Source organism: Yimella lutea, assembly GCF_006715095.1.
GTDB lineage: Bacteria > Actinomycetota > Actinomycetes > Actinomycetales > Dermatophilaceae > Yimella > Yimella lutea.
This window is the reverse complement of the sequence record NZ_VFMO01000001.1, coordinates 1,557,433-1,582,437: the sequence shown is the minus strand read 5'-3', so window position 1 is coordinate 1,582,437 and position 25,005 is coordinate 1,557,433. Positions and strand designations below refer to the sequence as shown.

The window sequence follows — 25,005 nt, the reverse complement described above, 5'->3', positions numbered from 1 at the left end:
CATCCCGGGCCGGTCATTCCACATCCCCGTGCCCCAGATGCGCAAGGGCGAGCCGAAGTGCTGCGGTGGTGGCCGAGCGACGGATCCGTTCGCGATCGCCGTCCAGGTCGAGGCGGTCGCTCATCACACCGTCCGCCGTCGCGATCGCGATGAACACGACACCGACCTCGACGCCGTCCTGTGGATCGGGCCCGGCGACCCCGGTGGTCGCGAGCCCGTAATCGGCACCGAACACCGTGCGCACCCCGGAAGCCATTTGTTCGGCGACCTGCGCCTGCACCGCTCCCCCGCGCGCGAGCAGTTCTTCGTCGACGCCGAGCAGCGACGTCTTGGTGTCGGTCGCATAGGTGACCGCGCCCCCGCGCAGCACCACGCTGGCGCCCGGGACGGAGGCGATGGTCGCGGCGACCATTCCGGCAGTGAGCGATTCGGCGACCGCGATCGTCTGTCCCAGCCCGGTCAGGTGGGCAACCAGTTGCGTCTCGCTGGGGAACATCAGGCCGCCTTCGCCGTCCGCCGCAGTGACAGCGCGCGGAAGACGTAGTCGACGCCGGTCACGACGGTGACCACGAGAGCGGCGGCCATGACGATCCAGGCGATGACGACGAACGCGCCGGCGTACGGGAGCACGAAGAATCCGATCGCGACTGCTTGCAGGAAGGTCTTCAGCTTGCCGCCGCGGCTGGCCGGGAGCACCCCGTGCCGGATCACCCACAGGCGCAACAGGGTCACGCCGATCTCGCGCACCAGGATCACGATCGTCACCCACCACGGCACCCGATCGATCATCGAGAGTCCGACCAGCGCCATGCCCATGAGGGCCTTGTCGGCGATCGGGTCCATCATCTTGCCGAAGTCGGTGACCAACCCACGAGCACGGGCGATCTCACCGTCGATGCGGTCGGTGATCGACGCGGCGATGAAGACCGCGAACGCGCCCCAGCGGTAGGCGTTGTTGTCGCCGTCCTGCGTCAGAAGCAACCATCCGAACAACGGCACGAGCGCGATCCGCAGCATCGTCAGGACGTTCGCGATGTTCCAGTTGCTGACGTCCTGGCTGGGAATGTCGGCCGGGTCGGGTCGAAGCTCGGGCGCGTGCAGCCGGATCGGCGTGCCGTCCGGACTTCGCAGCGGTTGCCACTCACGCCAGTCGCGCGGCCGGGCGTCCTTGCCGCGGTGCGGGGTGGGTTCGGTCATCCGGTCGGCTCCGCGACGAGGTCGATGCCGATCGTGTCGACCACCTGTACCGTCACGATGTCGCCGATCGAGGGCAGTTCGCGGGCGTCCGGCCAGGTCAGCACGGTCTCGCCGTCGACGTCCGGGCCCTGCTGTCCGGCCCGTCCACGAATCTCGATCTCGCCGGTGTCCTCGTCCTCGATCTGCTCGACGAGCACCTCGAGGTTCTGACCGATGCGCTCGGCGGCACGCTGGTGGTTGAGTTCTTCGACCAGCGAGCGGATGTGCTCCACGCGATCGTCGATCTCGTCCTGCGGCAGCTTCGCGTCGTACGTCTCGGCCTCGGTGCCGTCCTCGTCGGAGTAGCCGAACACACCGGTGACATCGAGGCGGGCCGCCAACAGGAAGTCGGCCAGCACATTGACGTCGTCCTCGGTCTCACCGGGGAAACCGACGATCACATTGGATCGGACGCCTGCCTCCGGCGAACGGTGCCGCACTTGCTCCAGCAGGCCCAGGAACGACTCGGCGTCACCGAACCGGCGCATCTTGCGCAGCAACGGACCACTCGCGTGCTGGAAGGAGATGTCGAAGTACGGGACGACGCCGGGCGTCGAGGTCATCACATCGAGCAGGTCGGGCCTGATTTCGGCCGGCTGCAGGTAGGAGACGCGAACTCGCGAAATGCCATCCACGGCAACGAGTTCGGGCAGCATCGTGTCAAGCAGACGCAGGTCGCCGAGGTCCTTGCCATAGGACGTGGAGTTCTCGCTGACCAGGAAGATCTCGCGGACGTCGTGCTGCCCGAGCCAGCGCGCTTCGGCCAGTACGTCCGCCGGGCGACGCGACACGAACGCGCCACGGAACATCGGGATCGCACAGAACGCGCACCGGCGATCGCACCCGCTGGCGATCTTCAGCGGAGCCCACGGACGTCCGTCCAGACGGGCTCGGATCACCCGCGGTGCCGCGACCGGCGACTCGATGCTGACGTCGGAGGGACGCCGCATGTCACCGTGGCCGGGAGTGGCGACGTCCGAACCCTGACGCGCCAACGGTGACAGCGGCAGCAGCTTGCGCCGGTCGCCCGGCGTGTGCGACGCCGGACGCTCCCCCGCCAGAATCGAGGTCAGGTGGGAGGACATGTCCTGGTAGCTGTCGAACCCGAGGACCGCGTCCGCCTCGGGCAACTGCTCGGCAAGCTGGTTGCCGTACCGCTCGGCCAGGCAACCGACCGCCACCACGGCCTGGGTGCGACCGGTCTGCTTGAGGTCGTTGGCCTCGAGCAACGCGTCGATCGAGTCCTTCTTGGCCTGCTCGACGAATCCACAGGTGTTGATGACGGCGACGTCGGCGGCGGATGCGTCGTCGACCAGCGTCCAGCCCTGCGCGGACAGGCGTCCGGCCAGTTCCTCGGAGTCGACCTCGTTGCGGGCGCACCCGAGGGTCACCACGGCCACACTTCGGGAAGTCATGACGCTCACTGTAGTTGTCCCGGACGCGTCGACCAGCGACCCTCGGCGGGTGGTGCCGTGATTGCATGGGCCCATGTCCAACACCGCTGAACGTATCGCCGCACTGCTGCGCGAACACCCGCTGATCGACGGCCACAACGACCTGCCGTGGCACGCGCGTACGGAAGCCGGCTACGACTTCGACAAGCACGACATCGCCGGCGATCTGAGCGGACGCGGGCACACCGACATCCCCCGGCTGCGCAAGGGCGGCGTCGGAGCACAGTTCTGGTCGGTGTTCGTGCCGTCAAACCTGCCCGGCGGCACAGCAGTTACCGCGACCCTCGAGCAGATCGACGCGGTCCATCAGATGGTCGCGCGCTATTCCGACGATTTCGGGCTCGCCCGCACCGCCGACGAGATCGAGCGCGTCTTCGCCTCGGGGCGCATCGCCTCCTTGCTCGGCGCCGAGGGCGGTCAGTCGATCGACAGTTCGCTGGCGACGCTGCGGATGTTGTACGTCCTGGGCGTGCGCTACATGACGCTCACGCACAACGACAACAACCCGTGGGCCGACTCCGCGACCGACGAGCCCGTGCACGGCGGGCTCACCGCGTTCGGCGTCGAGGTGGTTCGCGAGATGAACCGAATCGGCATGATGGTGGACCTGTCGCACGTGTCGGCCGAGACCATGCGCGATGCGCTCGCCGCGTCTACCGCGCCGGTGATCTTCTCGCACTCCTGCGCCTACGCCGTCTGCTCGAGTCCACGCAACGCACCGGACGACGTCCTGACCACGTTGAAGCAGAAGAACGGCGTGCTCATGGCGACGTTCGTGCCCGACTTCGTCTCCCAGGCGTGCGCCGACTGGCGGGCCGAGTCCCGCGAGGCCGCACTTGCCGAGGGTGTGGACCCCAAGGACCACATCAAGTTCACCGAGTTCAACAAGCAGCGGGCGCAGCAGCACCCGAAGCCGGTGGCCACGCTGGACGACGTCGTCGCCCACTACACCTACCTGCGCGAGGCGGTCGGCGTCGATCACATCGGCGTCGGTGGTGACTATGACGGTGTCGACCGACTGCCCGACGGGCTGGAGGACGTCTCCACCTACCCCGCGTTGTTCGTGGCGCTGGCCGAGCTTGGTTGGTCGGACGACGACCTCGCAAAGGTTGCCGGCCGGAATGTCCTGCGGGTGATGCGGGACGTCGAGGCTGTGGCCAGGGACGAACAGCAGACCCGCCCACCGTCCTTGAAGACGATCGGGGAACTCGGCCACTGATCCCGCTCTAGAATCGTCCTCATGCCTTCGGCCCCCTGGATCGTCGCCGCACTGCTGCTCGTGCTTGCGTTGGTGGTGAGTGCCGCGTTCAAGGTTCGTGACCCGCGCACGACCGAGGACGCCTTCCTCAGCCTGCGGCTGCCGGACGCACTGCGCTCCATGAAGGCGCCGCAGCTGCTGCCGTACGCCGAGTTCGCGCTCGCCGCAGCGCTACTGCTCGTGCCTTCACCGTTGTACGTCGTCGTGGCCGCGCTCGCTCTGGCGTTGTTCGTCGCATACCTCGTGGTCGTCGTCCGCGCCCTCGGGTTCGACGAGCCGGTCACCTGCGGCTGCTTCGGCAAGCTCGGCCTCGGCGAGATCGACAAACGCACCGTGGTCCGCAACGTCCTGCTGGTGGGTGCGGCCGCGCTCGCTCTGGTGGACGCCGTGCGCGGCGGTTCGATGATCGAACGCATCACCGATTTCGGTGGAACCGAATGGGGTTGGGTGCTCGGCGTGCTCGCCGCCGTCGCCCTCACCGGGCTGGTCGTGCACGGGGGCAGCGCAGAGACGACCCCGGTCGCTGAGTCGCTCGAGGACGGCGAAGAGTTCGACTACGTCCGTCAGCCGATCCCGTACGGGGCGCTGATCGCCCGCGACGGCGAAACGGTCGCGCTGCACTCGATCGCGATGAGCAAGCCCGTCCTGCTGGTGTCGGTGAGCCTGGGCTGCGGTTCGTGCATCCGGACGATGGAGCACGTGCCGCCATGGGCAGCCGAGCAGCCGATGCTGCGCGTAGTGATGATCGCTGCGGGCACGCAGGCCGAGGACGCGCCCGACCTCGGCGAGCATGTCGAGTGGATGACCGACCCGAACGGCATCACCACACGGACGCTCGGCATGGCGTACCCGTCCGCGGTCCTGCTGGGCATGGACGGCCAACTGGCGGGTGGCCCGGTCGCCGGGTACGACGAGATCGAGTCGTTCCTGGCCGACATCGACGCCGAACTGTCCGAAGCGCAGGCGCAGTTCGAGGCCGCCCAGGAACAGCAACTGCAGGAACAATCCGTCTGATCAGTACCTCTTGGTGCGACCGATCCGCAGCAGCACCGCGACGAGAGCCGGGATCCAGCCGTAGCGGATTCCGAACCCCGCACCGAGGTCGATCAGTTGGGTGATTCGAGCGCTGAGGTCGCGGTTGACCGCGAACGTGGTGAGCACGCCGGCGATCGAACCTGCGATGGCAACAAGCCCCCACACGGCGAAGAACAAGGCGCCGCGTGAAGGCGAGCGGCGCGACCCGGCCAGCGCGAGCAGCGTCCCGATGAACACCACGAGACCGAGCACTGCCAGCACGAGTCCGAAGATCAGAGCCGACGCGGGCTTGCCGTCGTACGCCCATGACATCTGGTCGAAGAACGTTGCGTGCGACCACAGATCGCGGACCACGACGGAGCCGCCGGGACGCACGTCGTTGCGGATCATCAGCCCGGCGATAGCCGCAACTGCGACGGTCGTGACCGCGGCGGCCAGAGCCGGCAGGAAGGCGCCGAAGCGCTTCTCCCCCGTGGCGTGCCCGTAGGCCGCCGGGACGGGTTCGCGACCGACCGGTCCACCCGCGCCGTAGGTCGGCCGCGGCTGTGCTGGCCCGGAGTACGGATCAGCAGCTGCGGGTCGATGCCCGTACGGGTCGGTCGTGTGTCCCACCCCTGCCGATCGTCCGAACTCGTGAGTATTGTCGGCGCCGTTGACCTGTGGCGCGCGCCCGGTGGGCAGTTCGCTGGTGGAGTCCCGGTCGTCGCCCCAAGCGGGAACACCGGACGGACGGTCGGGGCGCTGGTCGGTCATCGTGTCCTCCGGGGTGTCGATGGGTGTCGATGGGTGTCGATGGATGCTGTCGTCGGTCAGCGACGGAAACGGGTGAGCGTGATGCCGATCAGTCGAGCGACCACCAGGGCGACGTAGTTCACGCCCGCCAACTGCTCCAACATCACTGCCGATCGAGCGTACGGCCCGATGGGCGTGATGTCGGACAATCCGGTGCCGGTCATCGTGGTGAACGACAGGAAGAGCAACTCCATCCACGACAGCGTGCCGTTGTGAGGCGACGCGAATTGGCTTGCACCCCAGATGTACTGGACCGTCGAGTACAGATGGGCGAATCCCCACGCGACGACGGTGAAGCAGGCGCCGGTGGCGAACAGTTCGTCGTTCCCGACGATGTCGTCGGCGAACATGTAACGGATGAGCGCGTAGGCCGTGTAGAAGAAGAAGGTGAAGTGGGTAATGTCCGAGCCCACCACGAACGCTTCGTTGTCCGGCCAGAACAACGTCAGCACGGTGAACACCACAGCCGGTACGCCGACGATCAACGCCCACCGGGTGAGGGCCGGCGTCATCCGGACGGCCCCGACCGCGATGGTGAGCACCAGCAACTGGAACACCGAGAAGACCGTGCGACCCAGTACCGAACCGGTCAGGAACGGGTAGAGCAGGATCCCGAACAGCTGGACTCCGAGCAGCACCCCACACGGGTGCACCCGCAGCATGCGCCAAAAGCCCGTCCCCTGGTTCTGTGCCGCCAGGGTCACTGGCGTCCGTTCTCCGTCAGCGCCCAGGCGTCCTCGTCCGAGCCCTCCTCGACCGGCATGTCCTGGTCGTAGGCCGAGTCGCCGGGCACCTCGTCGCCGCGCAGGCGTGCCATGGTGGCGGGCAGGTCGTCGGGCTTGACCAGCACGTCGCGCGCCTTCGAACCCTCGGAGGGCCCGACGATGCCGCGGCTCTCCATCAGGTCCATCAGGCGGCCGGCCTTCGCGAACCCGACGCGCAGCTTGCGCTGGAGCATCGAGGTCGAGCCGAACTGGCTGTTGATGACCAGTTCGGCGGCCTGCAGCAGCAGGTCGAGGTCGTCACCGATGTCCTCGTCGATCTCCTTCTTGGGAGCCGTCACGGCGACGTCGTCACGGTAGGCCGGCTGCAGCTGTCCCTTGATGTGGCTGACGATCTCCTTGACCTCGGATTCGGGCACCCAGGCGCCCTGCACACGGATCGACTTGTTGCTGCCCATCGGCAGGAAGAGCGCATCACCCTGGCCGATCAGCTTCTCGGCACCGGGCTGATCGAGCACGACGCGGGAGTCGGCGAGCGACGAAGTCGCGAACGCCAGACGCGAGGGCACGTTGGCCTTGATCAGACCGGTAACCACGTCGACGGACGGACGCTGTGTCGCCAGCACCAGGTGGATACCGGCCGCACGGGCCAGCTGGGTGATGCGGACGATCGATTCCTCGACATCGCGGGGGGCGACCATCATCAGGTCGGCGAGCTCGTCGACAACGACGAGGAGGTACGGGTACGGCTGGACGACGCGTTCCGAACCGGGCGGCGGCTGCACCTTGCCCGCGCGGACGGCCTTGTTGAAGTCGTCCACGTGCTTGTAACCGAACGCGGCGAGGTCGTCGTAGCGAGTGTCCATCTCGCGCACGACCCACTGCAGCGCTTCCGCGGCCTTCTTCGGGTTCGTGATGATGGGTGTGATCAGGTGCGGAATACCTTCGTACGCAGTCAATTCCACACGCTTGGGGTCGACCAGCACCATGCGCACCTCGTCCGGCGTCGCGCGCATCATGATCGATGTGATCATCGAGTTCACGAAGCTGGACTTACCGGCACCGGTCGCACCGGCGACGAGCATGTGCGGCATCTTGGCGAGGTTGGCGATGACGTATCCGCCCTCGACGTCCTTGCCGACGCCCATGACCATCGGGTGGTCGTTGCTGCGCGCGGCGTTGCTGCGCAGCACGTCACCGAGGCTGACCGTCTCGCGGTCGGTGTTCGGGATCTCGATACCGATGGCCGACTTGCCCGGGATCGGGCTGAGGATCCGGACGTCGGCGGACGCGACCGCGTACGCGATGTTCTTCGAGAGGGCGGTGACCTTCTCGACCTTTGTGCCGGTGCCGAGTTCGATCTCGTAGCGGGTGACCGTCGGGCCACGGGTGAACCCGGTGACCTGGGCGTCGATGTCGAACTGGTCGAACACCCCGGCGAGGGCGTCGACCACACGGTCGTTGGCAGCCGAACGAGTCTTGTGCGGCGGACCGGCAGCGAGCAGGTCGCTGGAGGGAAGCGTGTAGGTGACGTCGCCGGCGAGCAGCAGTTGCTCGGTGCGCTGCGGCAGCGGCTGGGTAGGCGGGGCCTCGAGCTTGGCAGGCGGTGCACCCGGCAACTGGACCGGCTTGTTCTTCTGCTCCCCCGCGAGCGTCGGTGTGTCCTGCGGAGGATCCTGCGGCCTTGCCGCGGACTCGTGTTCGTCGTGGTCGTAGACCTCGGGTTCGGCCTTCTTCGCACGGCCGCGCCCGGGCTTCTCGGGGACGACGACCGCTGCTTGCTCGTAGGGCTCGTCACCGTCGAGCAGGTCGCCGTTCTCGTCGCGACGCGGCTTGCGACCGCGCGGCTTGCGGCGACTGCCGTCGATGTTCTCGCCGTGCAGATCGAGCGCGACGGCGTCGACCGGGCCGTCTTCGTCGTTCTCTTCCAGCATGCGCCCGTAGAACAGGCGGTCGAGCAGGTGTCGCGCACGGTCGCCGATCTGGTGCACCGGGGTGGCCGTGATCACCAGCAGGCTGAAGAACGCAAGCAGTAGGAGCAGCGGGACGGCGCCCCAGGTGGTGACAGCGGCAACCGTCGGGCTGGATGCCAGGAAACCGATCATCCCGCCGGCTGTTTCGAGCCCCTCGCGGGGGTCCGCGTCCGGCAGGCCCTTCGCGATGCTCGTGAGTCCGCAGACCGCGAACGCCAGCAGTGCGAGGCCGATGCTGATGCGGTTGGTGGCGTGGTGGCCCTTCGGCGTGCGCAGGATGTGCGCCCCGAGGCCGAGCAGGACGACCGGCAGCGCCAGGGAGATCAGACCGAACGTGCCTGCGGTGATGGTGTGGACGATGTCGCCGAAGAGTCCGGCGATGCCCCACCATTCGACGGCAGCGACGATGATCGCTGCGGCGATGAGCGCGAATCCAACTCCGTCTCTGCGCAGTTCGGGTTCGAGGTCGCGAGCACTTGAACCGACCCGACGTGCGGTGCCGCCGGCGACGTGAGCCACACCCATCCAGGTGCCGCGGACGGCGCGCATCGGCAGCGAGGGTCCGCCGCTGCGCGGCTGCGGCTTGCCTTTGACTGTCGAACCCGTGGATTTACGGGCAGCGGGCCGGGACGAAGCGCTCTTGGACGCCGGACGCGCGGACGACGAACGTCCGCGCGAGGCGGTGGACTTTGATGCGGTCTGACGGGTGGCCACCCCGGGAGGCTACGCGACCGTCACATCAATCTCACGCAGCACACGCGTAACGTCGATATTGTTGTCTTCCCGACCTTCCTCAAAACCCCTCACCCTCGGCAGACAACGAGTTCGATCTCCTCAGGAGCGGCCCACGTCGGCTCTTCCTACCTGAGCCCGTACTGGGACGAAATATGTCAACCGTTGCGACGGTGGATCCATGAAGTACGCATGTTCCAGTACACGGTGCGACGTTCGGACGAGGGTTGCCCAGACGCCGCCCCGTGTGGCATAGTCCAGAACAGGTCATGAGACTCAGCGACAAGCCCTGGCTTGCTGAGCGGCAACCCTCCACCGCGGTGGGGTGCTCCAGGTGACGACCGGGCCGTAGCCCGACCGGGTTACGGCAAGCGCGGATCGATGCACTCGCCGCGCCGCCCGTTCGGGTCGGTGCCGCTGCTCGTCGGTCCAACGACCGAAGGAGCACCGATGTCCGTCGCAACCGAGACCCTCACCTGCGCATCGCCAGCGGTTGAGTCCCGCCGGCTTCACCTCGTACCCGCGAATGTCCGGCCGCTGCCGGTAGAACAGCTACAGGGAATCCCGCTCACCGCTCATTACGAACTCGGGGTTCCGACCGTGCACCGAACCGTCGTCGACTTCGCGAACTTCGACCACGGCGCGACCGCACCGGCCCTGCGCTCGGTGGAGACGGCCGTCGCCGCCGTACAGCGCGTGTCCGGCTCGGTGCACCGCGGTGCCGGCCACACCAGCCGACAGACAACTCAGTGGTTCGAGCAGGCCCGAATCGAGGTGGGCAGGTTCGTCGGTGCCCGCGAGCACGACCATGTCGTTTTCACCCGCAACACCACCGATGCACTACGCCTGCTGGCCCACGCACTCCCCCGCCGCACACAGGTCTTCACCTGGGACTCGGCCCACCATGCCGCCCAGTTCGCGTGGACGGGACGCAACGTCCACCGGCTGCCGATCCCGGCAAGCGCCCAGGACGCCCTCGACCTGCTCACCGGTGCACTCGCGACCAGCACGGCCGACCACAAGCTCGTCGTCATCACCGGTGCCTGCAATGTCACCGGTGAGATCTGGCCGATCGCCGAGCTAGCCTCCATCGCAGCAGAATTCGGTGCGCGCACCGTTCTGGATGCTGCCCAGCTCGCGCCGCACCACCGCATCGACATCGATGAACTCGGCGTCGACTGGGTCGCGCTCTCCGGCCACAAGGCATACGCGCCGTACGGCGCCGGCGCACTGGTGGGTCGCTCGAACTGGTTGGACGACGCCCAGCCGTACCTACCCGCCGGCGGAGCGACCCGCACCGTCACCGCTCGGACCGTCGAATGGAATGTCGGCCCCGCCCGCCACGAGGGCGGCACCCCGAACGCAGTCGGCGCGATCGCGCTGGCCGCCGCCTGCGCGACCTTGGCCAAGCATCACGAAGCCATCACCGCCCACGAGCAGGTCCTCTATACGCGGTTGCGTGACGGCCTGGAGTCCATCGATGGCGTCCGCCTGGTTTCGGTACTGGGTTCCGATCGTCCTAACGTCGGGGTGGTGACGTTCACCGTCGACGGCTACGACTGCTCGCTGGTCTCACAAGTGCTCTCGGACGAATACGGCATCGCCGTGCGGGACGGCAAGTTCTGCGCTCATCGCCTCTGCGACCAGGTCATCGGCGGCTGCGCCGTCCGTGCATCCATCGGTCTTGCCACGCAGCCGCACCACGTCGACCGCCTGATCAACGGTGTTCGCAAGCTCCTCGCACACGGTCCTGCGATGGATTACGTGCACACCGAAGGTGTGGGATGGAGCGCGCCACAGGACCCGCGTGATCTGAGCGAGCCGCTGCCCTGGTGACACCGACTCGCTAGCCCCGTTCGTCCCGGTGGTTCCGGCGCGTCGCTCGCAGGCTCACGACGGCTCAACCAGCGGGACAGGTCAGGCGTCGATGACGATCGGGATGATCATCGGCCGGCGGCGCAGTTTGCCACCGACGAAGCCCCCGACCGCACGACGGATGACCTGCTGCAGCTGGTGGGAGTCGTTGACGCCCTTGCGGCGGGCCTCTTCGAGCGCGTCCTCGATCTTGGGTACCACCTTGTCGAAGACGTCGGTGTCCTCGGCGAAGCCACGCGTCCGGATGTCGGGGCCGGCGACGATCTTGCCGGTCGAGGAGTCGCGCACGACGATGATCGTGACGAAGCCCTCGTCGCGCAGGATGCGACGGTCCTTCAGCATGGTCTCATCGGTGGCGCCGACGAGTGAACCGTCGACGTACACGTATCCACACGGCACGACACCGGTGATCGAGGCCTGACCGTCGACGAGGTCGACGACTACGCCGTCCTCGGCCAGCAGCACGTTGCGCTCGGGCACGCCGGTCGCGACCGCGAGGTCACGGTTGGCCACCAGGTGGCGCCATTCGCCGTGGATCGGCATGACGTTCCTGGGCTTGACGATGTTGTAGCAGTAGAGGAGTTCACCGGCACTCGCGTGACCGGAGACGTGCACGAGCGCGTTGCCCTTGTGCACCACGTTCGCACCGAGTCGCATCAGTCCGTTGATCACCCGGTAGATCGCGTTCTCGTTGCCGGGGATCAGCGAGCTCGCCATCAGGACGGTGTCGCCGTGACCGACGTCGATCTGGTGGTCGCGGTTCGCCATCCGCGACAACGCCGCCATCGGCTCGCCCTGCGATCCGGTGCAGATGAGCACCACCTGGTCGTCGCGCAGGTCACCGAGCTTCTTCGCGTCGACCAGGATGCCGTCCGGGATCTTCAAGTATCCCAGGTCGGCGGCGATGCCCATGTTGCGCACCATCGACCGGCCGACCATCGCGACCTTGCGGCCGTGCGCCTCGGCGGCGTTCAGAATCTGCTGCACGCGGTGCACGTGAGAGGCGAAGCACGCGACGATGATGCGCCGCTCGGCCTTTGCGAAGACCCGCTCGATCGCCGGGGTGATGTCCTTCTCGGGCGTGGTGAAGCCCGGCACCTCGGCGTTGGTCGAGTCGGTGAGGAACAGGTCGACGCCCTCCTCACCGAGCCGCGCGAAAGCGCGCAGGTCGGTGATGCGGCCGTCGAGCGGCAACTGGTCCATCTTGAAGTCGCCGGTGATCAGCAGGGTGCCGCCGGGCGTCCGGACGAACACAGCGAGGGCGTCCGGGATCGAGTGGTTCACGGCCACGAACTCGCAGTCGAACGGACCGAGCTTCTCCCGTCCGCCTTCCTTGACCCCCATCGTGTACGGCGTGATGCGGTGTTCCTTGAGCTTCGCCTCGATGAGCGCAAGCGTCAGCGTCGAACCGATCAGCGGGATGTCCGGCTTCAGACGCAGCAGGTACGGGACGGCTCCGATGTGGTCCTCGTGCCCGTGGGTGAGCACGATGGCCTCGATGTCGTCCAGCCGGTCCCGCAGGTAGTCGAAGTCCGGAAGGATCAGGTCGACGCCCGGGTGGTCGTCCGGGAACAGCACGCCGCAGTCGACGACGAGCAGGCGTCCGTCGAATTCCAGCACGGTCATGTTGCGGCCGACCTCGCCGAGACCGCCGAGGGCGACGACGCGGACGCCGTTCTTGGGCAGCGGCGGCGGCGCGCCGAGTTCGGGGTGCGGGTGGCTCACAAAAGTCCTGCCTGGGTCAGACCGTTACGCAGCACGTCGCGGTGTTCGTCGGTGATGGGCAGCAACGGCAGGCGCACGTGGTCGCTGCCGATGATGCCGAGTTCCTTCATCGCCCCCTTGGCCATGATAGCGCCCTGACTGGTGTTCATCAGGGCCTCGATGGCCGGGATCAGCTGGGTATGGATGCTGCGCGCGGTCTCCAGGTCGCCCGCGCCAACGGCGGCGATCATTCGGGCGAACTGCTTGCCCGCCACGTGGCCGACCACGCTCACCACTCCGGACGCACCCATCGCCAACCAGGCCAGGTTGAGCACGTCGTCGCCGGAGAACCAGAGCAGATCGGTCTCGGCCATCAGCTTGGACGCCTCGAACAGGTCGCCCTTCGCGTCCTTGACGGCCCGCATTTCCGGAATCTCCGCCAGACGACGGATGGTGTCGCTCGCGAGCGCCATGCTGGTGCGGCCAGGGATGTCGTAGGCCATGGCAGGCAATCCCGTTGCGGCACAGACGGTTCGGAAGTGCTCGATGATGCCGGGTTGCGTCGGCTTGTTGTAGTACGGGGTGACGATCAGCACGGCGTGCGCGCCCACGGCGGCGATGGCCTCTGCTGCTGCGACGGAGTGTGCGGTGTCGTTGGTGCCGACGCCGGCGGTGATACGAGCGCGGTCACCGACCGCTTCGACGACGGCGTTGACGGTGGCGACGTTCTCCTCGTCCGTGGTCGTCGCCGACTCACCGGTGGTGCCGTTGACGACCAGTCCGTCGTGGCCGTTGTCGACCAGGTGTTTCGCGAGCGCCTGCACTCCGTCGTAGTCGATGGAGCCGTCGTCGTTCATCGGGGTCACCATCGCGGTGATCATGCGTCCGAAGGGGTTGCTCGTCATGGATCCCAGGCTATCGGTGGCGGAAATGGCGATCGCGTTGCCACCCGCTCGGGGGTCCGGGTGGCAACGCGATCACCGGGTACATCGACACGCGCCGCAATCCGTTACAGACGCCTATTGTGATCTGGGTCACACCGACGCAACTCGCGGTCGGGTGCTGTCCGAGCCCGCTGATAGCGTCCGAGTCATGCAGCAATACCTCGATCTGCTCGACCGAATAATGCGCGAGGGCGCCCGCAAGGACGACCGCACCGGCACCGGCACCCTTTCGGTCTTCGGTCACCAGATGCGGTTCGACCTCAACGAGGGTTTTCCGGTGCTCACCACCAAGAAGCTGCACCTGCGCTCGATCTTCGGTGAGTTGTTGTGGTTCCTGCGCGGTGACACCAATGTGAAGTGGCTGCAGGAGCGTCGCATCACGATCTGGGACGAGTGGGCCGACGAGAACGGCGACCTCGGACCGGTCTACGGGCACCAGTGGCGGTCCTGGCCGACGCCGTCCGGGCAGCACGTCGATCAATTGGCGAAGGTGATCGAGTCGATCCGCACCAACCCCGACTCTCGTCGCCACATCGTCTCCGCGTGGAATGTCGCCGAGGTCGACGACATGGCCCTACCGCCGTGTCACACGATGTTCCAGTTCTACGTCTCCCCCGCCGAGGGGTCCGGCGAACGCAAGCTGTCGTGTCAGCTGTATCAGCGGTCGGCGGACGTCTTCCTCGGCGTCCCGTTCAACATCGCCTCGTACGCCTTGCTGACCCACATGGTCGCCCAGGTGACCGGGCTCGGGGTCGGCGACTTCGTGCACACGTTGGGCGATGCCCACCTATATGTGAACCATCTCGATCAGGCCCGCGAGCAGCTGACCCGGAGGCCGAAGCAACTGCCCATCCTGCGGTTGAATTCGCAGATCCGAGAGATCGACGCGTTCGAGTTGGACGACATCTCGCTCGAGGGTTACGTCGCCGACCCAAGCATCAAGGCGCCGATCGCGGTATGACGATCAGCATGATCGCGGCGAGGTCGCGCAATGGAGTGATCGGCCGCGACGGCGACATGCCATGGCACCTTCCCGATGACCTGAAGTACTTCAAACGCACCACCATGGGTCACCCGATGATCATGGGGCGCAAGACCTTCGACGCGATGGGCGTGCTGCCCGGCCGCCGTTCGATCGTGGTCACCCGACAGGCCGGCTGGTCGGCCGAGGGCGTGGAGACCGCGTCCAGCCTCGACCACGCGCTCGCGATGGTCGGCGACGACGACGTGTTCATCGTCGGCGGAGCTCAGATCTACGAGCAGGCCCTGCCGTTCGCCGATCGCATCCTGCTGACCGAGATCGACGTCGAGGTCGAGGGCGACACCTACTTCCCCACGCTCACACCCGACCAGTGGCGCGAAACATCGCGCGATCCGCAGGACGGGTTCACCTGGGTGACCTACGAACGCGCGGTCCCCCGGGCGACACTGGTGCTCGGTGACCGCGTCGGCCGCGGTGCGCGCACGAAAATCGGTGCCTCGGTCGCCGTCATGCAGGGCGGTCGACTGCTGGTCACCCGCCGCGAGGACAACTCGTTGTGGTGTCTTCCCGGTGGAGGCATCGATCCGGGCGAGACGTTCGCCGAGGCCGCGATCCGCGAGGCCTACGAGGAAACCGGAATCCAGGTCGAGGTCGAGTCGCTGATCGGCGTGTACACCGATCCCGACATCGTGATCCGTTCCCGTGGCGGGTCAGCCCATACGCAGATCTATGGAGTGTGCTTCCTGGCTCGGCTGGTGTCGGGTACGCCGGGGCTGTCCGACGAGGTGACCGAGGTCGCGTGGGTCGATGCCGACGAGGCGTCCCGGCTGCCGTTCATCCCGTTGCACCGGCGGCTGGTGAAGGCGGCGTTCGGTTCACCGGATGCGTCCCCGATCTTCGTGTGACCCACCCGTGCACGTAGGTGCTCGTGCGACGATGACGCAATGACTGACAAGGGCTGGCGGCCGGACCCCAAGGACCCGCGCAAACTGCGTTTCTGGGACGGCAACGAGTGGACCGACTTCACCAAACCGAACCCGGATGCGTCGTCCGCGGCTCAGTCGTCGCAACCCGCTTTCGGGGAGTCGCCCGCACCCGGTCCGGTCCGTCTACCGGGCCACCGCAACGACTCGAGCGCGTCGCCGGCGGCAGACCCCTACGCGGCATCGAGGGGCGGCCAGCAGGCTCACGACCCTTACGCCCAGGCACAACCCCGCGACCCGTACGCGCAGGCTGCCCCCAACGCGCAGGACCCGTATGCCCAGACCCCGGATCAGGCTGCGCCTGGCCAGAATTGGGGCGCTCCGCCGCCGACGCAAGCGCCGGGCAACGCACCCCACGACCCGTACGCCGCGGGTGCAAGCCAGCAGCCGGGTTACGTCCAGCAGCCCGGCCAACAGGGGGTCGTCGGTGCGGTCAACCGGTTCAACGACAGTATCGCCCAGGGGTACGGCGACCAGTCGTTCGGCGGGCAGATGAGCGGTCCTGCCGGTCATCGTCCGGCCGAAGCGGGTCGTAACGTGTTCACCGAGAAGACTCTCGTTGTCAGCCAGAAGCGCAAGGTCATCGAGATCACCAACGAGTACACGATCTACGCGGCCGACGGTTCGACGCTCGGGGCCGTCGTGCAGGTCGGCCAGAGCGGCATGCGCAAGGCGATCCGGCTGATGACCAACTACGACCAGTTCCTCACCCACAAGCTCGAGGTTCGCGACAACCAGGGACAGGTGCTGCTGCAGCTGACCCGCCCGGCGAAGGTCATGAAGTCGTCGGTGATCGTGCAGGACCCGCAGGGTCGTGAGATCGGACGCCTGGTGCAGCGCAACATGTTCGGCAAGATCAAGTTCGGAATCGAGGCGAACGGCCAGGAGATCGGTTCGTTGAACGCCGAGAACTGGCGGGCCTGGGACTTCGCGATGCTGGATGCTCACGGCACCGAGGTCGCCCGGGTCACCAAGACCTGGGAGGGGCTGTTGACCACGATGTTCACCACGGCCGACAACTACGCCGTGAACATCCACTACGACCTGCCCGAGCCGTTGAAATCGCTGTGCATTGCTGCGGCGCTGACCATTGACACAGCGTTGAAGCAGGACGAGCGAGGTTAGGGCCGCGCGACACCGCTGAGGCTCAACCACATCCGGCTGAGTCCTCGTTGACCGTCGCCAGGTCTCGATCGCGCTCGGTCGCTAGCGCTCCCTCACTACGCGACCAGCGTGTCTAGGTCAGGCGTCGTAGTCGAGGGTCACTTCGTCGGTGACGGGGTGGGACTGGCAGGCGAGGATGATGCCGGCAGCCACTTCGTCGGGCTCGAGGGCGTAGTTGCGGTCCATCGTGACCTCGCCCGAGACCACGCGCGCGCGGCAGGTGCCACACACTCCACCGGTGCAGGAGAACGGCGCGTCGGGTCGGGCGCGAAGGGTGGCGTCCAGGATGGTCTCGGCCTTGGACGACATCTCGACCTTCGTCGTGCGACCGTCCAGGTTGACGGTGACGACTGCTTCGGCCGGTGCGGGTGTGTCGACCTCGACCCGCTGCTGCGGGGTGGTGCCGTCGTCCACGTGGAAGACCTCGTGATGCACGTGGTCGTCACTGACACCCTTGTCGGACAACAGCTTCCGTGCGGTCTCGACCATCTGGAACGGGCCGCACAGGTACCAGTCATCGACGGTCTCGACCGGGAGCACCGTACCGAACAGCAACTCGAGCTTCTCGGCATCGATGCGGCCGTTGAGCCACTCGACATCCTGCGGCTCGCGCGACAGGACATGCATCAGGTGGACGCGTCCGGGGTACTGGTTCTTGAGGTCCTCGAGTTCCTCCAAGAACATGATCGACTCGGTGCGGCGGTTGCCGTAGACCAGCGTCACGCGGGAGTCGTCGTCCTCCTCGAGCGTCGAGGTCAGCAGTGACAGTATCGGGGTGATCCCCGAGCCGGCCGCGAGCGCGACGTGGTGCCGCGCCTCGGTGTCCGACGGCGCAGAGGTGAACGAACCCAGCGGGGTCATGACGTCGATGCGATCGCCGACCTTGACCTCGCGGTTCAACCAGGTGGACATCAGCCCCCCGTCGACCTCGGCCGATCCCACTCGAATCACCTTGCGGCGCAACGCTTCCGGGCGTGACATGCAGATCGAGTAGGAGCGACGTGCGTCCTCGCCGTTGATGGTGCGGCGCAGAGTCAGGTGCTGACCGGGCGCGAACGTGAAGTCGTCCGCCAACTCGTCGGGCACCGCGAAGGTCACCGCGACGGCGTTGGGGGTCAGGCGTTGGACGTCGACGACCTCGAGTTCGTGGAACTGGGCACGACGCCGGGTAGGTGTGGAGATGAGTGCGGTCACAGCGGCTTGAACTCCTCGAACGGTTCCTTGCAGTCCAGACAACGTCGCAACGCCTTGCACGCGGTCGAACCGAATTCGGATACGACCTGCGAGTGCGCGCTGCCACACACGGGACATGAGACGGTGCGCTGCGCGATCGTCAGACCGACCGGCCCTGCCGGGCGGCCCGCCGGACCAGGCGGTGCGATACCGAACTGTTGCAATGCCTTTCGTCCGGACTCCGACATCCAGTCAGTGGTCCACGGCGGGTCCAGCACGATCTTGACCTGCGGCTCGAAGCCGCATCGGGCGATCACCGATGCGACGGACGACGACATCTCCTCCATGGCCGGGCAACCGGAGTAGGTCGGGGTCATCACGACGTGCACGACGCCGGCATCGATGTCGGCCTCGAACGAGCGGATGACTCCGAGGTCGTCCAGGCTGATCACCGGGATCTCGGGGTCGGGTACGGCGCGAACCGCCGCTTCGACCTTCTCGATCCGAGACATCGTCATCACCATGTGGTGGCGTCCGGGTGCGAGCGGTGGATGTGCTGCATCTCGGCCAGCAGGTAGCCCATCGCCTCGGAGTGCACACCGGTGCGTCCGCCACGTGCGGCGAAACGGGCCGAGTCGACGTACTCCAGGGTAGCTTCCTCGGTCACTGAGCGAACGTACGCGGTTGTCTTTTCACGCAGCGACGACGGCAGGACGCCGACGCCGGATTCTGCTGCGGCAGAGGCGGACTCGGAGTCGTCGAAGAGTTCGGCCACATACGGAGCTACCGCTTCGAGACCGGCCCGCATCCGCTCGTGCGACTCTTGCGTGCCGTCGCCGAGACGCAGCACCCACTGGGCGGCGTGGTCGCGGTGGTAGGTGACCTCCTTGATCGCCTTGCGAGCCACGCCGGCAACGACTTCGTCCGTACTGTTCACGAGTGCGGAGTACAACTCGAACTGGTAGGCGGAGAACCAGAGCAGCCGTGCCATCTCGAAACCGAAATCGCCGCGAGGGCGCTCGACGAGGTGGACGTTGCGGAACTCGCGCTCGTCCCGCAGGTAGGCCAGAGCGTCCTCGTCGCGGCCGGTGCCGTCGACCTGGCCGGCGCGGGTGAGCAGCGCGCGCGCCTGGCCGAGCTGGTCGAGCGCGATGTTGCCGAGCGCCATGTCCTCCTCGATCTGCGGAGCACGCGAGACCCACTCCCCCAGACGCTGGGTGTAGATCAAGGCATCATCCGCCAGGCCGAGCAGGTAGTCAGCGGTCGTCGAATCCGTTTGCACGGCGGCCCTTTCCATCACAGGTATTCGACATCCTTGGGAACGTCGTAGAACGTCGGGTGCCGGTAGACCTTGTCGACCGCCGGGTCGAAGAAGCTGTCGCGCTCGTCCGGGCTGGACGCGCTGATGTCGCAGGCCTTCACCACCCAGACGGAAACGCCCTCCTGGCGACGGGTGTAGAGGTCACGGGCGTTGCGCAGCGCCATCTCCTCGTCCGGTGCGTGCAACGAACCGGCGTGCACATGTGACAGGCCACGCTTGCTGCGGACGAACACCTCGTACAGCGGCCATTCGCGCTTGTCGACATCGGTCATGCCACTGCCCCCTGCGTTCGTGCCTGCTGCTTGTCGGCGTACGCGGTGGCGGCTTCGCGCACCCACGCACCCTCTTCGTGCGCGGTGACCCGGTGGTTCATCCGCTGCTCGTTGCATGGGCCGTCGCCCTTGAGCACGCGCCAGAACTCGTCCCAGTCGATCGGACCGAAGTCGTAATGGCCGCGCTCCTCGTTCCACTTCAGGTCGGGGTCGGGCAGTTCGATGCCGAGCTTGTGCGCCTGCGGCACGGTCATGTCGACGAACTTCTGACGCAGTTCGTCGTTGGCGAAGCGCTTGATGCCCCAGGCCATCGACTGCGCGGTGCGGCCCTCGTTGGCATGCTCACCGGTGTCAGGCGGCCCGAACATCATCAGCGCCGGCCACCACCAGCGGTTCGCAGCATCCTGCACCATCGCCTTCTGAGCCTCGGTGCCCTGCGACATCGTGTACAGCGACTCGAAGCCCTGGCGCTGGTGGAAGGACTCCTCCTTGCAGACGCGGATCATCGCGCGGGCGTACGGACCGTAGGAGCAGCGGCACAGCGGCACCTGGTTCATGATCGCGGCGCCGTCGACCAGCCAGCCGATCGCACCCACGTCGGCCCAGGACACCGTCGGGTAGTTGAAGATCGAGGAGTACTTCTGCCGACCCGAGTGCAGCTTGTCGAGCAGCTCGCTGCGATCGACACTGAGCGTCTCGGCTGCGGAGTACAGGTACAAACCGTGACCGGCCTCGTCCTGCACCTTCGCAATGAGAATCGCCTTGCGCCGCAACGACGGAGCGCGGGTGATCCAGTTGCCCTCGGGCTGCATGCCGATGATCTCCGAGTGGGCGTGCTGGGCGATCTGGCGGATGAGCGTCTGGCGGTACTCCTCCGGCATCGCGTCACGCGGCTCGATGCGAAGGTCCGCGTCGATGAGGTCCTCGAAATCGCCGCCGTCACCACGCTGGGTGGCGGTGCCGAGCACGTCGTCCAGACCGCCGCCCTCGGCTGCGTTCAAGGCCTCGTCGGGATCACCGAAGTCGTTGCCGTACATACCGTCCAGTGTGACCCGTATTACACCGAATTGCAATTGTGCACGAAGGTGTCACATCGGTCAGCGGACCACGTGCCGTGCGCCGTCGGCGTCCCGGCAGGTCCACCCCTTGGCGTCGAGGAGTTCCAGCAGCGGAATCACGACGCGCCGTGAGGACCCGAGCGCCTGTCGGGCCTGACTGGCGGTGAAGGGTTGATCGAGCGTCGCGAGGGTCCCCATGGCAAGTGCCGGTGCGGTGGGCAGCAGCACGACACCCTCTGCGATCCGGATGATTCGGCCTGCCCGTTCGGCTGCGGCGAGCTGTCGGACGCCGAGCCCCCAGTCGCTGAGCTGTTGCGCGGTCGGCGCCTCGAACGGCGTGCCCTTCAGGTGAGCTTCCAGGGCAGCGACGGCCGGCTCGAGCGCTCCGAGACCGGCGTCGCCTGCGCAAATGCGTCCGGCGCTCATCCTCAGACCGGACTTCCGCGCCAGCGGGCCGAGCAGGGCGACGTCGGGAAGACCGAGACGATCCTTCGCGGCCGCCACGGTGAGGCCGGCACTGAGTGGGTCGCTGCGCCGGTCGGTCTCGACGGCCCCCCGCAAACGCTCGGCCCATCGATCCCATGCCGCTGCGTCCACCCACCAGACGTCGACGGACAGCACGCCCGGCGGTGGTTCAGACACGTCGAAGCCGAGCTGTCCAAGGTGTTCCGGACGCACCGTCGCGCGCCGCTTCACCTCCGTGGCGCAGTCGCCATCGGTCGGACGTTCGGCGAGCGCTTCGGCGAGCTGCGTGGCAGCACCTCTGCGCCGCAACGGCATCGGTTCCGGATCGATGATCTGTACTCCCGCCACGATGCGGCGCCCCGGATCGCGCAGCACCATCCGGTCGCCGAGGCTGAGCGGAAGCGGACGCTCCAGTACGAGCCGAGCATGATCGTCGCCCAGCGGCCGGACGTGGACGGGTACCGCAGCGGTCCCGACGTGCGCGACCAAATGCTCCGGCGCTTCCCGCAGGCTGTCACCACTGACCCGTCGAACGTCGATGGTGTCGATCGCGCGCCACGCGCCCGGAGTGACGAGCGCGTCGCCGCGACCGACGTCGTCGTGGGACACCCCTCGCAGGTTCAGCGCAACACGGCTGACCGGCCCGACGCGCTCCAGCGACTCCCCCGAACTCTCGATGCCGCGGACCGACATCGACCCTGTTTTCTTGCCTAGCAGCTCCAGGTGGTCGCCATGCGCGACAGCGCCGGCGGGCAATGTTCCGGTGACGACGGTGCCGGCGCCCTTCACGGTGAACGAGCGATCGACCCAGAACCTGACTCGCGACGTCGGATCCGGTTCTGGAAGTTCGTGGATCAGTGTTGCGAGGGCTGATCGCAATTCGTCGAGGCCGTCGCCGGTGCGCGCGCTGACGGCCACTGCGGCGGAGTTCGCCAGCCCGGTACTCGCCAACTCCGTTCTGACCTGGGCGATCACGTCCTGCACCGAGTCCGGGGCCAGGTCGGATTTGGTCACGACGACCAGGCCGCGATCGATACCGAGCGCCGCGATCACGTCCCGATGATCACTGGACTGTGCCTGCCAACCGGAGTCGGCGGCCACCACGAACATCACCACCGGCGCCGGACCGAGGCCGGCGAGCATGTTGGCGATGAATCGTTGATGACCGGGCACATCGACGAACGCAAGCTTGGCGCCGGATGCCGTTGTGGTGAAGGCGAATCCGAGGTCGATGGTGAGACCGCGGCGCTTCTCCTCCGCCCAGCGGTCGGGATCGCTGCCGGTCAGTGCACGCACCAGCGCGCTCTTGCCGTGGTCGACATGACCAGCGGTGGCGACGACGTACATCAGGAACCGAGCGCGGCCCGAAGTGCGTCGAGCACACGGGCGTCGTCCTGCTCGGGAACGCATCGCAGATCGAGCAGGCAGGCTCCGTCGTGTACCCGCGTCAGGATCGCCGGGTCACCGGTGCGCAGCAGTGCAGCGACCTTCTCCGGTAGATGAATCGCCCACCCCGACAACGCAACTCCGGGTGCTCCCCCGCCACCCACGCGTCCGTCGTGCGGCACGACCTGCACGCCGAGCGGCCCAGCGATCGCCTCGGCACGCTTCCTGAGCTGGGCGGCGTCCGCGTGCAAGTACTGGCTGACCGGAGGCGTCGGCCCGGCGAGGGTCGCCTCCAGCGCGGCCAGGGTGAGTTTGTCGACCCGGACGGCCCGGGCCAGCGGGTGCTTCGCCAGCCGCTCGACGAGCTCGGCTTTGCCCAGCAGGATGCCTGCCTGCGGCCCCCCGAGCAGTTTGTCGCCGCTGGCGATGACGAGGTCGGCCCCGTCGGTCAGAGCAGTCGACGCGTCAGGTTCGTGGGGCAAGGTCGGGTCCGGCGCCAGTAGACCGCTGCCCAGGTCGTGGACGATTGGGAGTTCGCCCACCGCAGAGCGCAGTTCGGCCACGTCCGCCGACCGGGTGAAGCCGTGAACCCGGAAGTTGCTCGGGTGCACCTTGAGGATGCACCCGGTCTCTTCGCTGATCGCATCGACGTAATCGGCCACCGAGGTGCGGTTGGTCGTGCCGACCTCACAAAGACGCGCACCGGTGGACTCGATGAGGTCGGGTAGCCGGAACCCGGCTCCGATCTCGATGAACTCACCCCGACCGAGGATGACCTTCTTGCCGGCAGCGAGGGCCGTGGTGGCAAGGACGAGCGCCGCTGCTGCGTTGTTCACCACGAGCGCGGCCTCAGCCACCGGGCACGCGTCGAGCAGTGCGTCGCGGGCTGCGGTGCCCCGCTTGGACCGGACGCCGGCAGCCAGATCCATCTCCACATCGACGTAACCGCTCGCCTGCTGCACCGCAGCGGCGGCTGCCGGGGACAACGGGGCTCGGCCGAGATTGGTGTGGACGACGACCCCGGTCGCGTTGATGACCGGGGTCAGTCGCGAAGGTCGTTCTGCGGAAAGGCGATCCGACAACTCGGGCTCGACCGATTCCGGTGCGATATCACCTCGGCGAGCCCGCGCGAGGACGTCCTGGACGACTTGCTGGATGCGTCCCTCCGCCAGGCACGTCCGTGCGTCCTGCGCCGCAGGAGAGGTGAGGAGTGCGTCGGTGCGCGGGATACGGCTGCGCGGATCGTCCGTGCTCACTCGCCCTCCCCGAACCCTGAAATGTGTGGCGGAGGCGGACGGGAATCGAACCCGCCAGCCCGAGATACTCGGACTCACCGGTTTTGAAGACCGGGGGGCCCACCAGGAACCCTGACGCCTCCGCGGACAACCTAACCGAAAGTCCGCATGACTCGCGGGTCAGGTCACTCCTTCTGCGGACACCTGGTGTCCGTACAGTGACGGCATGGCGATCGACCGCAACGACTACCGGCTCACCGACTACACCCATGGCGGCGGGTGTGCCTGCAAGATCCCGCCCGGCGAGCTCGAGGACGCCGTCCGCGACCTGGTCGGCCAGCGGGGCGATGACATCCTGGTCGGCATCGATGCCGGCGACGACGCAGCTGCTGTCCGCGTGCGCGACGACCTCGCGGTGCTCTCGACCGCCGACTTCTTCACCCCCGTCGTCAACGACGCGTACGACTGGGGCCGCATCGCCGCCGCCAACGCACTGTCGGACGTGTACGCCATGGGTGGGCGACCGGTCGTTGCCATCAACCTGGTCGGTTGGCCACGCGACGTGCTGCCGATGGAATTGCTGACCGAGGTGCTCCGCGGCGGTCTTGCAGTCGCGGACGAAGCCGGCTGCCCGGTGCTCGGCGGACACAGCGTCGACGATCCGGAACCGAAGTACGGTATGGCGGTCACCGGCGTCGCCGACCCGAAACGGTTGCTACGCAACGACGCTGCCCGCGCCGGCCTACCGATCACCTTGACCAAGCCGATCGGCGTCGGACTGTTGAACAACCGGCACAAGGCCACCGGCGAGGTCTTCGCGCAGGCCATCGAGTTGATGACCACGCTGAACCGGGATGCGTCGGTTGCCGCGGTGGACGCCGGTCTCGAAGCCGCCACCGATGTCACGGGGTTCGGGTTGCTCGGACATCTGCACAAGATGATGCGCGGGTCCGGTGTCGGTGCCGTGATCGAACGCGCGGCAGTGCCGGCAGTCGATGGTGCACTGGACGCGTTGCGCGACGGGTTCGTGTCGGGTGGGACGCGACGGAACCTGGACTGGGTCCGTCCGCATCTGTCGGTCGGTTCGGGCGTGAGTGAGGACGACCTGCTGTTCCTGGCGGACGCGCAGACGTCCGGCGGGTTGTTGGTCGTCGGCGAGTTGCCCGGCCACCCGGTGATCGGGCACACCGTGGACGGCGCGGGCATCGAGATCATCGCTTGACCCCCACCTGACCGTCGCC

General features: G+C 67.2%; 22 protein-coding genes, 1 tRNA gene and 1 riboswitch. Of the genes, 7 read left to right on the top strand and 16 right to left on the bottom strand.

Annotated features, from left to right (window positions below; all coding sequences use genetic code 11):
• Positions 1-13: 13 nt before the first annotated feature.
• The 3 genes from FB459_RS07525 to rimO are packed head-to-tail and all read right to left on the bottom strand — an operon-like array spanning position 14 to position 2,651.
• Entirely contained in the window at positions 14-496 is a 483-nt protein-coding gene (locus tag FB459_RS07525) for a CinA family protein (RefSeq protein ID WP_141928019.1), read from the bottom strand.
• Positions 496-1,197, bottom strand: a complete 702-nt coding sequence (gene pgsA, locus FB459_RS07520) for a CDP-diacylglycerol--glycerol-3-phosphate 3-phosphatidyltransferase (protein ID WP_211345151.1) — start codon at positions 1,195-1,197, stop codon at positions 496-498. Before pgsA ends, FB459_RS07525 begins: the two co-directional genes overlap by 1 nt.
• Positions 1,194-2,651, bottom strand: a complete 1,458-nt coding sequence (rimO, locus tag FB459_RS07515; protein WP_141928018.1) for a 30S ribosomal protein S12 methylthiotransferase RimO — start codon at positions 2,649-2,651, stop codon at positions 1,194-1,196. Before rimO ends, pgsA begins: the two co-directional genes overlap by 4 nt.
• 73 nt (positions 2,652-2,724) lie before the next feature.
• Here rimO and FB459_RS07510 point away from each other — a divergent pair, with 73 nt between their 5' ends.
• Both FB459_RS07510 and FB459_RS07505 read left to right on the top strand, forming a co-directional pair.
• A complete protein-coding gene (locus FB459_RS07510; protein WP_141928017.1) occupies positions 2,725-3,909 on the top strand; it encodes a dipeptidase in 1,185 nt (394 codons plus the stop codon).
• 21 nt (positions 3,910-3,930) lie between these two features.
• Positions 3,931-4,962, top strand: a complete 1,032-nt coding sequence (locus FB459_RS07505; protein ID WP_141928016.1) for a TlpA family protein disulfide reductase — start codon at positions 3,931-3,933, stop codon at positions 4,960-4,962.
• Here the strand turns inward: FB459_RS07505 and FB459_RS07500 are convergent, their stop codons facing one another.
• The 3 genes from FB459_RS07500 to FB459_RS07490 are packed head-to-tail and all read right to left on the bottom strand — an operon-like array spanning position 4,963 to position 8,995.
• Complete coding sequence (locus FB459_RS07500; RefSeq protein WP_141928015.1) at positions 4,963-5,736, bottom strand: MIP/aquaporin family protein; 774 nt, start codon at positions 5,734-5,736, stop codon at positions 4,963-4,965.
• 56 nt (positions 5,737-5,792) lie between these two features.
• A complete protein-coding gene (locus tag FB459_RS07495; RefSeq protein WP_246092365.1) occupies positions 5,793-6,479 on the bottom strand; it encodes an ion channel in 687 nt (228 codons plus the stop codon).
• The gene (locus FB459_RS07490) at positions 6,476-8,995 is read right to left on the bottom strand and encodes an FtsK/SpoIIIE family DNA translocase (RefSeq protein WP_141929455.1); all 2,520 of its coding nucleotides are present in this window, start codon (positions 8,993-8,995) and stop codon (positions 6,476-6,478) included. The genes FB459_RS07495 and FB459_RS07490 overlap by 4 nt, the downstream gene beginning before the upstream one ends.
• Before the next feature lie 472 nt (positions 8,996-9,467).
• A riboswitch (SAM riboswitch) is annotated at positions 9,468-9,582 on the top strand.
• A 70-nt stretch (positions 9,583-9,652) separates the two neighbouring features.
• Between FB459_RS07490 and FB459_RS07485 the strand changes: the two genes are divergently transcribed.
• Positions 9,653-11,038, top strand: coding sequence for an aminotransferase class V-fold PLP-dependent enzyme (locus FB459_RS07485; protein ID WP_246092364.1), 1,386 nt, complete (start codon positions 9,653-9,655; stop codon positions 11,036-11,038).
• A gap of 81 nt (positions 11,039-11,119) precedes the next feature.
• Here the strand turns inward: FB459_RS07485 and FB459_RS07480 are convergent, their stop codons facing one another.
• On the bottom strand, positions 11,120-12,802 hold the full coding sequence (locus tag FB459_RS07480) for a ribonuclease J (RefSeq protein ID WP_141928013.1): 1,683 nt from the start codon (positions 12,800-12,802) through the stop codon (positions 11,120-11,122).
• Complete coding sequence (gene dapA / locus FB459_RS07475; protein ID WP_141928012.1) at positions 12,799-13,686, bottom strand: 4-hydroxy-tetrahydrodipicolinate synthase; 888 nt, start codon at positions 13,684-13,686, stop codon at positions 12,799-12,801. The genes FB459_RS07480 and dapA overlap by 4 nt, the downstream gene beginning before the upstream one ends.
• Positions 13,687-13,873: 187 nt before the next feature.
• Between dapA and FB459_RS07470 the strand changes: the two genes are divergently transcribed.
• The 3 genes from FB459_RS07470 to FB459_RS07460 are packed head-to-tail and all read left to right on the top strand — an operon-like array spanning position 13,874 to position 16,815.
• Entirely contained in the window at positions 13,874-14,686 is an 813-nt protein-coding gene (locus tag FB459_RS07470; protein ID WP_141928011.1) for a thymidylate synthase, read from the top strand.
• Positions 14,683-15,612: a dihydrofolate reductase gene (locus tag FB459_RS07465; RefSeq protein ID WP_141928010.1), complete on the top strand. Its 930-nt coding sequence runs from the start codon at positions 14,683-14,685 to the stop codon at positions 15,610-15,612. The genes FB459_RS07470 and FB459_RS07465 overlap by 4 nt, the downstream gene beginning before the upstream one ends.
• Before the next feature lie 39 nt (positions 15,613-15,651).
• On the top strand, positions 15,652-16,815 hold the full coding sequence (locus tag FB459_RS07460; protein WP_141928009.1) for an LURP-one-related family protein: 1,164 nt from the start codon (positions 15,652-15,654) through the stop codon (positions 16,813-16,815).
• 117 nt (positions 16,816-16,932) lie between these two features.
• Here FB459_RS07460 and paaE read toward each other — a convergent pair whose 3' ends face one another.
• The 8 genes from paaE to FB459_RS07420 form a co-directional block, all read right to left on the bottom strand.
• A complete protein-coding gene (gene paaE, locus FB459_RS07455; protein ID WP_141928008.1) occupies positions 16,933-18,048 on the bottom strand; it encodes a 1,2-phenylacetyl-CoA epoxidase subunit PaaE in 1,116 nt (371 codons plus the stop codon).
• Positions 18,045-18,539 carry a 1,2-phenylacetyl-CoA epoxidase subunit PaaD gene (gene paaD, locus FB459_RS07450; protein ID WP_342771090.1) on the bottom strand — a complete coding sequence of 165 codons (495 nt, stop codon included), beginning with the start codon at positions 18,537-18,539 and terminating at the stop codon, positions 18,045-18,047. The genes paaE and paaD overlap by 4 nt, the downstream gene beginning before the upstream one ends.
• Positions 18,540-18,544: 5 nt before the next feature.
• Complete coding sequence (gene paaC, locus FB459_RS07445) at positions 18,545-19,324, bottom strand: 1,2-phenylacetyl-CoA epoxidase subunit PaaC (protein WP_141928006.1); 780 nt, start codon at positions 19,322-19,324, stop codon at positions 18,545-18,547.
• On the bottom strand, positions 19,324-19,620 hold the full coding sequence (gene paaB, locus FB459_RS07440; protein ID WP_129624937.1) for a 1,2-phenylacetyl-CoA epoxidase subunit PaaB: 297 nt from the start codon (positions 19,618-19,620) through the stop codon (positions 19,324-19,326). The genes paaC and paaB overlap by 1 nt, the downstream gene beginning before the upstream one ends.
• Positions 19,617-20,657, bottom strand: a complete 1,041-nt coding sequence (gene paaA / locus FB459_RS07435; protein WP_141928005.1) for a 1,2-phenylacetyl-CoA epoxidase subunit PaaA — start codon at positions 20,655-20,657, stop codon at positions 19,617-19,619. The genes paaB and paaA overlap by 4 nt, the downstream gene beginning before the upstream one ends.
• Positions 20,658-20,717: 60 nt before the next feature.
• Positions 20,718-22,490 (bottom strand): selenocysteine-specific translation elongation factor, encoded by a 1,773-nt coding sequence (selB, locus tag FB459_RS07430; RefSeq protein WP_141928004.1) that lies wholly within the window; start codon positions 22,488-22,490, stop codon positions 20,718-20,720.
• The gene (gene selA, locus FB459_RS07425) at positions 22,490-23,785 is read right to left on the bottom strand and encodes an L-seryl-tRNA(Sec) selenium transferase (protein ID WP_141928003.1); all 1,296 of its coding nucleotides are present in this window, start codon (positions 23,783-23,785) and stop codon (positions 22,490-22,492) included. The genes selB and selA overlap by 1 nt, the downstream gene beginning before the upstream one ends.
• 26 nt (positions 23,786-23,811) lie before the next feature.
• Positions 23,812-23,907: transfer RNA gene (locus FB459_RS07420), tRNA-Sec, on the bottom strand.
• A gap of 83 nt (positions 23,908-23,990) precedes the next feature.
• Here FB459_RS07420 and selD point away from each other — a divergent pair.
• Positions 23,991-24,986 (top strand): selenide, water dikinase SelD, encoded by a 996-nt coding sequence (selD, locus tag FB459_RS07415; RefSeq protein ID WP_141928002.1) that lies wholly within the window; start codon positions 23,991-23,993, stop codon positions 24,984-24,986.
• The last annotated feature ends 19 nt before the right edge of the window (positions 24,987-25,005 follow it).